At 43.8% G+C, this 13,180-nt stretch carries 10 protein-coding genes; 4 read left to right on the plus strand and 6 right to left on the minus strand.

Features of this window, described 5'->3' with window-relative positions; translation table 11 throughout:
* Window positions 1-206: 206 nt before the first annotated feature.
* The 4 genes from RMO35_RS09145 to RMO35_RS09160 all read right to left on the minus strand — a co-directional run bounded on the left by RMO35_RS09145 (window position 207) and on the right by RMO35_RS09160 (window position 3,516).
* Window positions 207-716, minus strand: coding sequence for a GrpB family protein (locus RMO35_RS09145; RefSeq protein ID WP_309740428.1), 510 nt, complete (start codon window positions 714-716; stop codon window positions 207-209).
* Window positions 717-742: 26 nt separating this feature from the next.
* Window positions 743-2,131, minus strand: coding sequence for a 3' terminal RNA ribose 2'-O-methyltransferase Hen1 (locus RMO35_RS09150; RefSeq protein ID WP_309740430.1), 1,389 nt, complete (start codon window positions 2,129-2,131; stop codon window positions 743-745).
* A gap of 131 nt (window positions 2,132-2,262) precedes the next feature.
* A complete protein-coding gene (locus RMO35_RS09155; protein WP_309740431.1) occupies window positions 2,263-2,634 on the minus strand; it encodes a DUF3110 domain-containing protein in 372 nt (123 codons plus the stop codon).
* Window positions 2,635-2,808: 174 nt separating this feature from the next.
* Entirely contained in the window at window positions 2,809-3,516 is a 708-nt protein-coding gene (locus tag RMO35_RS09160) for a M15 family metallopeptidase (RefSeq protein WP_309740432.1), read from the minus strand.
* A gap of 308 nt (window positions 3,517-3,824) precedes the next feature.
* Between RMO35_RS09160 and RMO35_RS09165 the strand changes: the two genes are divergently transcribed.
* Window positions 3,825-4,349, plus strand: coding sequence for a YqhA family protein (locus RMO35_RS09165; RefSeq protein ID WP_309740433.1), 525 nt, complete (start codon window positions 3,825-3,827; stop codon window positions 4,347-4,349).
* Between the two features lie 71 nt (window positions 4,350-4,420).
* Here the strand turns inward: RMO35_RS09165 and yidD are convergent, their stop codons facing one another.
* Complete coding sequence (gene yidD, locus RMO35_RS09170) at window positions 4,421-4,645, minus strand: membrane protein insertion efficiency factor YidD (RefSeq protein WP_309740435.1); 225 nt, start codon at window positions 4,643-4,645, stop codon at window positions 4,421-4,423.
* A gap of 49 nt (window positions 4,646-4,694) precedes the next feature.
* On the opposite strand from yidD, the gene RMO35_RS09175 reads away from it, so the two are divergent.
* The 3 genes from RMO35_RS09175 to RMO35_RS09185 all read left to right on the plus strand — a co-directional run bounded on the left by RMO35_RS09175 (window position 4,695) and on the right by RMO35_RS09185 (window position 11,441).
* Window positions 4,695-5,393 (plus strand): SEC59/DGK1/VTE5 family protein, encoded by a 699-nt coding sequence (locus RMO35_RS09175; RefSeq protein WP_309740442.1) that lies wholly within the window; start codon window positions 4,695-4,697, stop codon window positions 5,391-5,393.
* Window positions 5,394-5,621: 228 nt separating this feature from the next.
* Window positions 5,622-10,634, plus strand: coding sequence for a DarT ssDNA thymidine ADP-ribosyltransferase family protein (locus RMO35_RS09180; protein ID WP_309740436.1), 5,013 nt, complete (start codon window positions 5,622-5,624; stop codon window positions 10,632-10,634).
* Window positions 10,635-10,727: 93 nt separating this feature from the next.
* A complete protein-coding gene (locus RMO35_RS09185; protein ID WP_309740438.1) occupies window positions 10,728-11,441 on the plus strand; it encodes a DUF6977 family protein in 714 nt (237 codons plus the stop codon).
* Between the two features lie 158 nt (window positions 11,442-11,599).
* Here the strand turns inward: RMO35_RS09185 and RMO35_RS09190 are convergent.
* Window positions 11,600-13,180: DUF2201 family putative metallopeptidase (locus RMO35_RS09190; protein WP_309740440.1), on the minus strand; the 1,581-nt coding region annotated here is incomplete at its 5' end.

The following is a 13,180-nucleotide window of genomic DNA, read 5'->3' on the forward strand; positions in this document are numbered from 1 at the left end:
TCGTTCATACATCTCCCTCCGCTGCTTGCTTCCGGTGGTGGCAAATAGCGGTGGGGAGATGCAATCTCTCATTCGCCTGCTTTCATCCCACCGCCAAGGCGGGTACACCTATGGCGGGGGAATTCCCGCAGTCCTAGTTAAATTGCCCCCTACTTCAAATGGCAGTACAGTCCCAAATACCCCAAATATAGATCGAGCTATGGACATCACCAATCCGCTGCTTTTCGATCGATTTCTTTGATGAATCCAGCTTTGCCATTCATATAACTCTCGATGTCATCTGGATATTTTTGAGCGAGTTGCTGCTTGATTTGGCTGTATTCTCGTGCTGTTTCAGGATGAGATCTCATGTAATCTCGAAACGCTAAATGTCGATCGATCTGGGGCGAACCAGTCTCGAAAGTATGAACGTGATGCGTTCTACTTCCTCGTTCATTATCTTTTCGGAAAAACCGCCGCCCAGCAATTCCAAATTCACCCATAGCAACATATCCTAATGCTGCGATCTCGGTGTTTCGATCGTCAACTTTTTCGATGTCTTTGACTGCAACTAAGATATCGATAATCGGTTTGGCATAAATAGTGGGAATTGAAGTACTACCGATATGATGAATCGCGATCGAATTATCGCCAAAAGCGACGGCTAGTTGTGTAGACTCAGTTTCAAATATATCGCGCCAATTGCGATCGGGTGGCACTACTTCAACTTTTCTCATGATGACTTACTCTAGGCGAACGACGTCTAGTTAGCGATCGTAAATATTGCCATCTGCGTTGGTGCGCCAACTTCAGGATCGATATTACCGATCGATCCAAACTCCACACTATATTTAGATCGATCGGAAATCCCCTGCGCCCAAGTTTGAAATTTGGCTCGCGTCCATTCAAAGCGATGATCGGGATGGCGTAATTTACCTATGGGGAGGTTTTCAAACTTGACATTATATTCGACATTTGGAGTGGTGACAATCGCCATTTTTGGCTTGGCAAATTCAAATAATACCCGCTCGAAAGCTTTGAGTCGATCGAGTTCCATGTGTTCGATGACTTCGATGACTGTCGCTGCATCATAACCAGCAATTCTGGCATCGCGATAATTAAGCGATCCTTGAATTAATTGCAGTCTGCCTTTTTGGTGTGTCGGTAATTTTTCGAGTACTCGCTCTTGGGCAATTTCTAGCGATCGATAAGTGACATCCATCCCCAAAATTTCTAGAAAAGTTGGCTCTTTTAATAATAGTTTGAGCAGTTTTCCTTCGCCGCAACCCAAATCGACAATCTTTTGGACGCCGTTGGCTTTCAATGTAGACACGACGGTTTCTAGCCGCTGCTGATTGAGACTAATGGGCTTTTCGATGATATCTTCTGAAGTTTCGCGATCTGATGTTTCTGCGATTACTTCCTCAACGGCAATTTGTGCAAGTGCATCGCGAGTCAATCCGCGCTGACGTTTGAGGTAGCGGCTGGTAATTTCTTCCTTCAGTGGATGGGTACTCAGCCACCCTTCCCCATGACGGAGCAACTTTTCGATCTCGTCTTCATTGACGTAATAATGCTTGTCATCATCCAACACTGGAATCATCACATGGAGATGACTGAGCAAATCGCTAAGCCTAATCGAGTGGCTCAGCTCCACATCAAAATAAGCACTATTACCCCAATCAGGAAAGGCGTCATCGAGTGCTAAGCGACGCACATTTACTTGATAACCTAACGGCTCGAATAAGCCCCGTAAAAAGCCTTCTCGCCCCCGACTGGGCAACACGGGAATCTTAGCAACCAGCGGAATCGGGGTATCGGCTAAATCCTGCCTTTGCTCGCACCTACCCGTCATCGCCGTGCGGAATACTTGAGAAATCGCGACACTCAAGAAAGATGATGCCGCATAAGGTCGATCGCTGACGTATGCTGCTAGTGTCTGTCTGTTTGCGCCAGCCTTACCTCTGGCTAAATCTACCGGATTGATGTCTAGTACCAACGCCGCCGTACATCTGGTATCGCTAGCTTCTGGGTAAAATACTCGCGCGGTACCAAAGGCAAGATCGAACGCCTGACATTTATCGGGATGCTTAAATAGCAAATATCCCAGATCTGTAGCGGGTTGGTGCGTAGTAGAAATCGTTAACAGCATCGGAGCAAAATTTTTTTAGCTAATCTCCTTACACTGTAATCTCTCAACCCTCACCTCGACGAAGATCTCACAGTCCGATCGCCAGTTTGGATATCTTCACGATATAAAGTCCATACAGGTGCTAACTAAAATTACAACAACTTTTCTAAGCGTTTCCGCATGGCTTCGAGATCGATGCTCTCGTCATCATCTGACTGAGTGCGCTTGCTTGTTTCCGGTTGCCAATCTGTTTCGTCCATATTTAGTGCGGGTGGCGTCACCAACATTTCTGGCGTCACGATGATAAAGTCGTAATCAGAATCTTCGCAAAATTCTTTGATTTCCTCCGGATCGATGCCTTCAACTGTCGGTTTAGGAAAATCTTCAGCTTCTAACTGATCGGCATAACGCACGGCGTCATCCTCTTGTTCAAACATTAAAATCACATTGCGATCGCCAACCTGAGTTGAATAAATCCCCTCATTATCAGTTCGCGCGTTAAATAATAAGACAAAAACACTCATGGAATTTGCGGTTTGTTGTTTGTTCTCGATCTAGTGACTAACAACTAGACCACCCTTCCATAATAAGCTGGAATGGCGTACTGGGGATCTCTTTGATTATTTAACCATGCCCAGAGCCGATCTCCGATCGAGAAATGCCGCCGATCGCATGTAGCAGATATTTGACGCAAATGGCTAGAGGACTCTACCATAGCGAGCTATTAGCAGGTGTCGAGGATCGCGTTGGTGTTGCAACCATGCCCAAAGTTGATCGCCGAACGAGAAATGCCACCATTCACTAGGATGTCTAATTAAACCAACATCCGTCATTACCCGATCGAGTAGTTGCCGATGATGGTGATATTGTTGCTCTACGGGATCTGGAGAATTAGCAAAATATCCTGGTAACGATCGATCCGACATCTCATCGATCGGCGAACCCATATCGACTAAATTACCCCGCTCATCGACTAAAGTAATATCGATCGCCGCTCCCGTACTGTGGGGTGGTGGCGTAGCCAGATCGAAGCTGGGAATCGCCCAGATTTTGTAGACATCCGCCCAGATTTGCTCCGTTTGAATGTCTAAAAGTTGGGTGGGATCTAGTTGTCGATCGCGAACTGTCTGCCCAAAAGTATAATTGACCATATATTCTTGCACCTCTACCGGACGATAGGCATCAAAGATTTGGATGCGCCAATTTGGGTGTAGTTGTTGCAATTTTGCTTGTGCGGTAATTACTCGATCGAGTACTCCTTGACGCAGAAAATACGGAGATTTGCCATTATAATCCGCTCCACATTTGATATATGGATGCGGTGTCTCGATCGCAAATAATTCTAGCGGAATTGCAACTAATGGTTCGTGACATTCTTGAATGGGAACTTGGCGGTAAGGCTTCATAATTAGGCTTTAGGCTTTAGGTTTTAGGTTTTCAGTGTTTTCGGCTATCGATCTGCTCAGATTTCGCATCATGTTAGAAAATGCCGATGCCGAACCTGCTTCCCGTGGTTCCATACTAGTCAAATAACCGATCGACGATTGAGATTCTTCTAGAGTAGCTAACCAATGCAGAAATAGATAGTTACCCCATCTGGTAGAGCATGATATCTAGTGCTAACTGTTACACTTAGGCGGAAGCAGTCGCCAAGAAGTTGCTAATTTCTTCCAGATCGCGATCGGTAGACTACTTATCATCTCAAAACCAAACCATGACTCCGAAAGAGAAATTAGAACACATTGTCGAAACCTCATTGTGGACGGTGAGATTTTTGGCAATCGTCCCAGTCATTTTCGGCATCGTTAGCGTTTTCTCTTTATTTATCTTAGGTAGTCTGGAAATCGTGACGGTGTTAGGAGAATATAAAAATATTTTTATCGGTAACAAGCTCTCCAGCGATGCTGTCAATAAAATTATGAGTGGAGTCATCGGTGGGATCGATCTTTATCTGATCGGTATTGTCCTGATGATTTTTAGTTTTGGGGTGTACGAATTATTTATCTCAAAGATTGATGTGGCGCGAGAGTCTGACGAGTTAAATATCTTAGAAGTGCGCTCCCTCGACCAGCTCAAAGATAAAATTCTTAAAGTTATTGTCGTAGTCCTCGTTGTGAGTTTTTTCAAGCGGGTGATGGCGATTGAGGTTAGCTCGGCGACAGACTTACTGTATTTAGCGGTTGCAATTCTATTGATATCAGCTAGTGGTTATTTACTGCGATCGAGCCACGAAAGTTAGTTAAATTAATTGAGAATTGAGAATTGAGAATTGATAATTGGGTCGAAAATTAGCTCATAAGTAGTTTGAAGTTATTTCTCTAAAACCTCTGGAACCGGATCGTAGCCGCCGGGATGGAAGGGATGACAGCGACAGATCCGCAGGGTGGCGAGATAACTACCGCGTAGTGCGCCGAAACGATCGATCGCCTCAAGGGCATATTGCGAACAAGTCGGGGTAAATCGACAACTCGGCGGAAATAGGGGCGAAATAAATCGGCGATAGATGCGAATCGATCCGATAAGGCTATTTTTCATGACATCATATCTTTAGTGCGATTTCTTGCCAATATTGGTGCCAATGCGAATGCTTTTGACTGATTCTAATCTCTGGCTGAGGATTGCCACAGTGCCAGTATACGTTGGCTCGATCGTGCTGATCTCCGAACTGCTACATCGCTACACGGATACCACTCCCGAGCAAGTTCGCAAAGTGGTGCATATTGGTACGGGTAACGTCATTATAATTGCGTGGTTGCTCGATTTACCTGCCTGGGTCGGGATGAGCGCTGGAGTGTTGGCGGGGATAGTAACCCTGATTTCCTATCGCTTACCGATTTTACCAGGGGTAAATAGTGTCGGGCGCAAAAGTCTGGGGACATTTTTTTATGCGGTGAGCATTGGTGTTTTGACCGCTATATTTTGGAATCTCCATTTACCTTACTATGGGGTAATCGGAATTTTAATTATGGCTTGGGGCGACGGATTGGCAGCGATTATTGGGCAGAGATTTGGCAAGCATCCATATACGGTTTTTGGTAATACTAAAAGCTGGGAAGGGACGTTGACAATGCTCGTCGTCAGTTATGCGATCGTGTCGATCGTCCTGCTCACTGTCAATGGCAATATTTGGCAAACTTGGGTAGTGGGAATTCCAGTTGCTATCGTTGCCACTGGCATAGAATCGATCGCGCAATGGGGATTGGATAATCTGACGGTACCGCTCAGTAGCGCGGGTTTAGCCTTTTTAGTCGATCGATTCTTGGGTGGCTTATCACATCTATAAAATTCATTTGCACTTCCAATCGTTCCCGTCGCTGGAGCGAATTACATATTGATAACAGATGAGTATAATTGCGTCCTGTGGGATAGATTTCAGAAGGAGACATAGAGAAGCAAGACAGGTATCATGTATACACAGTTAGAGCTGAAGATCGAGTAAAATATTTGCGTTGAGACTGATAGCCTATCTGCGCTACAATCCTGTATCCCGTAAATTCCTCATCAAGCACTCATGTCCCAAAGATCTAGTCAAGCAGCCATTGCTCAGTTTTGGTACATGCTCGAACAGCTCACCCTGTTTGATTTGAAAGGAGCTACAAAAAATGAGAAATTCACAGCTCAAATTCTGGAGACCGAAGAGGATCGAAATTTACCTTGGCTAAATCCAGAGGTTTTACTTGAACGGTTTAATTTATTAGACGCTAATAACGGAAAACCGCTGCGGTATGAATACCAAGTTTTTCTGGGCATCTTTTCATCAAAGTCAGTAATAGAGTTTATTAAATCCTTGCCCAAGCTGGCACAGAGCGGATTTGAGGATGTCGTTGCTGAAACATATAGTTGCTATGTCTCATTCAAAATCGATACAGATGGATTAATCATTGATGACTCATTAACATGCTTGGCTGCACCTTGGGCGCTCATGCGGATTGGGGCAATATTGACAAGTCAACAGCAGTTAAATATCGATACATGGACTGCGGACTTCAAAAAATATGTAGCTTGCTTAGAGACAGAATTTTCCAGCAGGGTAAAAGCAAATAAAGAGACTAATCGTAAGGTTAGAGTACAAGATATTCAAGGACTGTTGAATCTAGTTTCCCAAGATATCTGGAAACCCAAAGAGCTTAATATTCTGGGATATTATGTCGTCCAACGTGTCGATCGCAAAAAGGATGACACGGTAGCTAATATTATCAATAGCTTTTATTTAGATGACCTAGCATCGGCTGCTACTGCAATAACCGCAGGAACTGCAAGTCCAGCATTACAACAATTCCTGACCCCAACTATTTCTAATCGCCTAAATGTTGAGGAAACGCCTTTTCTTCGACATTGGCTATCACCAAGGCATCTACCATTGGGTCGATGGGCTTCCAATCCAAAATACAATCTCTCGCTAATGCAACAATTAGCGGTTAATCTAGCGATCGAAAAGTTAAAGGATGATGGGGGATTGTTTTCAGTAAATGGCCCACCAGGAACTGGGAAGACAACGTTGTTGCGAGATTTGATTGCCGATCTTATCGTGCAACGGGCAGAGAAAATGACAAATTACCTCGATCCAGCAGCAGCTTTTAGCAAGGTGGAGGGTTTTTATCGTCTTCATCCTTCGCTGACGGGTTTTGAAATTGTTGTTTCATCTTCCAATAATGCAGCAGTGGAAAACGTCAGTGTTGAGCTGCCCGCATTCGATGCCATCGACGAGCGATATCAAGAGCGAGCGACATATTTTAGAGCTGTCTCTGAAAGTGTCAAAGCTGCTGCACAAAAGCAGTCTGAAGAGCCAGAAATCAATCGGTCTGCCCCTACGACAACGGCACAGATGCCGATTCTCAAGAAGAGTGTAGATTCATTGGCGGATACTCCCCCGTCTACTTGGGGCTTAATTGCTGCCACGCTGGGGAAAAAAGACAATTGCAATAAATTCTGCATTGGCTTTTGGGATAAAGCTGGCTCCATCAATGCTCTATTGAGAGAGGAACCCGCTCGGTCTGACTGGGCTGCTGCACGCCAGGACTTTTATCAGTGCAAGCAAACAGTACTGCATCTCATCGAGCAGCGGGAGAAATGGTACGAGCAAATTAAAACTCAAGATCTGGTTTCTCAACAATATCGAGCGATAGAAACCAGTTTGGATATTGCACGAGCAAAGGAGTCGGAAGCAAAGGGGATATTCAAGCAAGCTTTGAAATTGCAACTTGAAGCTGCTGAATCTCTCAAGGAGCGAGAGGATTATTTAAAGCAACTAAAATCAACACAACCTTCCATCGCTACCCGCTTATTCGACAATGTTAGCTACCAACAGCATCACCAAAAAATTGTCAGTGTGCAACAACAGATGCAGATGTTAGCTTCTCAACTAACTAAACGGACATCGGCTGCTGAAGAGGTAAAACTCATTTTTCAGCGGCGAGAACGAGAAGTTCAGATACTCAATCGAGAAAAACAACAGTTAGCGCGAGTAATGCCGGACTGGTTGAACTTATCCTTGGCTAAAGCTAATCTAGGAGAAGCTTTTGGGGATGATGAGTGGTGGAATCAATTGAATGAGAAACGACAGCGTTCGGCACCTTGGGTAGACGAACAACTCAATCAAGCTCGTACCGAGTTATTTCTAGCTGCATTAAATGTTCACGAGCAATTCATTCGACAGGCTGCTATACCTATTAAGCAGAATTTGAAACGATGGGTGGGTTTGGTAAAGGGAGATCGAGAAGGTCTCAGCGACGAGCAAATCCTCTACCTTTGGCAAACACTTTTTCTCGTCGTACCCGTCGTATCTACTACCCTAGCCTCGGTACAACGATTGTTTGACAGGTTGCCTCCAGCAGCTTTTGGATGGTTGTTAATCGATGAGGCTGGACAAGGAATCCCTCAAGCCGTTGTAGGTGCCTTACAGCGATCGAAGAGAGCAATTATCGTTGGCGATCCATCCCAGATCGAACCAGTCTTCACTTTAGACAAAGCTTTGGTAAAAGAACTCCAAAACTATTTTGGGGTTGAGGATTGCTGGAGTCCGACAGAGGCTTCAATTCAAACTATATCCGATCGAGCCAATTCATTCGGTACCGATGTCAAAGTCGAGGGTGAGTCAAAATGGATTGGTTGTCCATTATGGGTACATCGTCGTTGTATCGAGCCAATGGCAACGATTTCTAATCAAATCGCCTATGAGGGCAAGATGGTGATTGCGACTATTTCACCCAAGGAGGATAAGCAATTTCCGCTAGGGGATAGTCGTTGGATCGATATTAAAAGTAAGTGCCAAGATCTACAATGGGTGCCCGCACAAGGAGATGAAGTGGTAAATCTGCTAACTCACCTAGTTGCGGCGGAACAAGCTATACCAAATCTGTATATCATTTCGCCATTTAAGGTTGTTGCTCTAAAGCTGAAGTATTTACTCCAAGCTAAAAAATCGCAATGGGCAAAGGGACTTACCGATCCTGATGTTAAGAGCTGGATCGATAAGTCCATCGGAACGGTGCATACTTTTCAAGGGAAAGAAGCCGATGCCGTTATTTTGGTATTAGGGTGTGATGAGTCAAGTGCAGGTGCCTTAAATTGGGCATCAAGTAAGCCTAATATTTTGAATGTTGCAGCGACTCGTGCCAAGTATCGTTTATACATAGTGGGCGATCGACAATTATGGTCGAAACTAAAATATTTTGATGAGGCTAGCGATCGATTACCTCATGAAGTCAAATCATCTGAGGCCAATGAGTCACAAACGCCTCGTCCAATTGTCAAACAGAAAGAGGGTATTCCGAGCATTGAGAGTCCTGTTTTAATTTCTAGCAGCAACATTCAAACAGAAAAAAATATGGAAAATTCATTAGACATTTCTGGGTTCTGGACTGAGGATGATTACTTTGAAGAAGGTAAATCTAAATACAACCTGGGAGATTATGAGGCGACAATCAATAGTTTCGATCGGTTAATCGAGCTAAATCCTCAAGAGGCTAGTTATTATAATTGGAGAGCTATTTCTAAAGATAATTTAGGAGATTCTCAGGGTGCAATCGTTGATTATTCAAAGGCAATTGAACTAAATTCTCAGGAGGCTATTTACTTTGGTAATCGAGGTGATTCAAAATATCGAACAGAAGATTACATAGGTGCAATTCATGATTTTGATAAAGCGATAGAGCTAAACCCTCAAAACGATTTTTATTGCAATTATCGAGGCTTGTCTAAATCCTATCTAAAGGATTATGAAGGCGAGATTGCTGATTATACAAAAGCGATAGCTCTAAATCCTCAAAATGCTGATTATTATAATAATCGCGGCCTTACTAAATATTCGATAGGAGATTGTCATGGAGCTATCGCTGACTATACAAAAGCGATAACTCTAAATCCCGAAAATGCTGATTATTATGATAATCGGAGTAATGCTAAGTACGATTTACTTGATTGTTATGGTGCTATCTCTGATTGCACGAATGCAATCAAACTAGATTCTCAGTGCAAACATTATTATAATAATAGGGGTGTATTCAAACATACATTGGGTGATTATCAAGGTGCAATTTATGATTATGAACAATGGATAAAAATAGATTCTCAATATCCTAATCCTTTCTTTTGGCGAGGATTCACCAAACAAAACCAAAATGACTTTACGAATGCAATTATTGACTATGATAAGGCAATAGAGTTAAATCCCCAATATGCAAATGCCTATAGTATGCGATGCTTTGCCAAATATAAGTTAAAAGATTATCACGGTGCAATCACTGACTTTGTTCAAGCGATTGCATACAAGCCAGATAGTTCTGTGATGGAGAATATTCAAGAATTAGAGAGAGTAATTAGCGAAGCTAAAAGCAAATTGATTTCTAGTCAGCTTCCATCATTCTCAGATCGTCAAATTAAAATTCAGAATATTTCCCAAGAAAGGGGGATAGAGAACTTAATTCACTTCACACATATTGAAAATCTAAATAGCATTTTGAGTGATGGATTAATACCGAGAACAACCCTAGAGCGAGATCGAAAATCATTCTCTTCCAATGATGATTTAAGATTAGATGGTTATCAAAGCTCGATTTCCTTGAGCGTTATCTTCCCAAATTATGGAATGTTCTACAAGTATAGAAGTCGTAGCAACGAGAAAACTGTTGATTGGGTAGTTCTAGAATTAGATCCATCTATACTCTGGAAACTGGAGAGTGCATTTTGCTATAAAAATGCTGCATCTGGTGAGATGACAAAGATATCTGTCAATGAGAGAAAACAGCCGGAATACCTCCACAAGATGTTTGATGATAATGGTCAAAATCGTCAGGATCTAAATCTGTATGACAATAATCCTACCGATCCACAGGCAGAAGTTTTGTGTTTCGGCTCGATTAGTCCTGAATATATTAAGGGAGTACACTTTTACAGCGAATTAGATAAAGACCGATGGATTTTGAAAAATGGTGAACACGCCAAATCATTTAATGATAAGTTTTATTTTGGAGATTACTACTTTACTCCCAGAGCAGACTACTCATTCTGGACAAAAAAATCCTAGCCGATAAGTATTCACTGAATCAGTCTCCATAACATAAATCCTCGATCGAGAAGAAGTTACTAGCCCAGCTTTAATAAATAGCGTAGATGACAGATGGCTCAAAGACCAATTTATATACCTCAGCCAAATATTTATCCTTACTATCAGGAAGTCTCGATTAATTTTGAGTGGCATCCTGGTTTATCTAGGAGTCAAGCTCAAAAATCGATTCTGTCATTACATGAATCAGCCACAGAAAAAGGATTGAGTCCTCTGCTTGAAATTTCTTCTAAATCTTTACAGGATATAGGCATAAAATTGAGTGCCTTCAATTTGAGATTTGAGAAGGAAGGAAACTTTATCTCTGTTGAGTCTGCCTATCAGGGAAGCAAGGTTTTTGAAAATGATGGGCCATTTCACGACCTTTATAATGCTTCTAGTCAAGATGCAAAGACAGATGAGCGATTGCGTAATTCTGGATCGTTTAAAGGCTACTGCTTTTTTGGAGATGATTTTCCAGACAAACCAATCACTGCTTTTTATGATTGGCTTTATTTGGTAGCACTAATTGAAAATCCTATCGTGTCTGAACAATTGAAAAATTATGCTGGATTTTCAGACATAGCCTTCAATCCTAAAAAATCTATAAATTGTCAAGCTAGATCTGCGGCAATTTTTGTAGCTCTTGCAGATACGATCGATACTAATTTGATTCTAGATCGAGATTATTGGCTAGATTTAGTTTTAAACAGGTTTGGGAATCCAAGTGAAATCGATCGACATAAAGAATTACCATTGAGACAGATGGAACTCAATCTAGAAGTGTAAATAGAGCAATGGCTGGATTTTAGGGCGGTCTAATTGACTTTTTTTCATACGATTAAAACTTATTGCGATCTGGATAGCTTTGCTCGTTATCCCTTAACATTCAAGATGATATCTACAGACTTATAAATTAAATGCAGGACAAGCATCAAGCATCGTCCCTACGCATCGAAATGAAAGATCGGTGCGCGGGTATCGAATGGCAATCGTCTACCTTCAGGCAACAAGAACGCATGAGCGCGGCGCAGACTCAGATAGTCGCACTCACCATCAGTGATAACTAAGATCGGCGCATCCTTGGGGAAATCCTCAGCCGCCTCTAATCGGGCGATCGCGGGCATCAAAATCGTACCGCCTCTACCTTTGACCTCGACTGTCTCTAACAAGCGTTCTGGCTCCACGTAGCCCATATCGTGAATCCCCGCATCGCACTGGATGACGCGAACTTGGAGGACTTCGCGACTGAGCGCATAACTCGCGATCGCGCCCAAACCGCGTGCTAACGTGCCACTATCCATCGAGCCAGAAGTATCCAAGACTACCCCAAATGTCCGCGCTGCCATCAGTTCTGGAGGTTTGATATACACCGCACGAGGGATATCGGGTGTCGAAGATTGGCGGCGGCTAGCGCGAGCAAAACTCCGCCGTGCGGCGATCGGCGGCAAGTAATTATCCAGCCATTGTCCGAGCTTGACATCCCACGGAATCGGCGGCTGCAAAATCGACTTAATTTCTTCCACCAGATCTCCAGGCAGAAAACCGCGCTTCACCTGTGACATATGCAAATCTAAGCCATCAGCCAGAGCGCGCCGATAAAAAGTATCCAAATCGCAACCCACACCCGTCCACCACGATGGGGGACGCTCTGAGAGCAGGTCACTTTTACCAACGCCGCGCAGAGTGCGTTCCTTTTTTAGCCGTCGCATCAGTCGCAGATCCTTGACGATCCGATCGTACAACGCCTCGGCGGATTCATGCTCGAAGCCTAATTCCAGATCGAGCATCAGTGCTGGTGTGGGAATTTCACCAATCCCCATTTCTACCAGCCAAGCATTAATCACGTAGTCACAGGCAATATTCCACAAAAAGCGATCGCGTCCCTGCTGGCGTTCCTCATGGCGTAAGCCCACATGCAGCAACTCGTGTGCCATGACAAACTGAAGCTGAGGATAAGTCCAGGGAAATTTGGGATTGATATAGATCCGCTGAATTTCGGTATTTACCGCTGCTAATGAGATATCCATCTGCTGACATAATTCCGCATCCTCCACGATCTCAAATGCCGCTGCTAATGATGCCAATAGGGGATAGTTGGCTACAAACCACCTCCGAGCGCGTTCCGCCAAGGAATTGGCATTGCGCGTCGTCCGCCGCGATCCTTCGCCCGCAGTTTCTACCGCTTTAATTACTGCATTCCGAATCCCATTGGCAAAATCATCGCTGTGTCGTTGCCGAAACGCAGCGGTAAACGGGCGGACATCGGGACTGACAATCCAACTCGGCTCGCTTCCTGCAGTCCCAGGATGACCGTATTTAGCCCGTGCCGCCCCAAAATCGCGGGCAAAGATAGCCGCAATATCCTCGATATTTTGCGCTGGCAAAGGTAGCTCGCTCGTTGGATGAATCGATTGCCCGATCGAGATTTGTTTGAGCCAATCCACCGCCACCAATTCACAAGCCAATCGCCAAGCTTCGTCACTTCGCACCGGATCGACATGATTGAGGAAAATGTGTAAATTACA

This window comes from Chamaesiphon sp. OTE_20_metabat_361 (assembly GCF_031364565.1).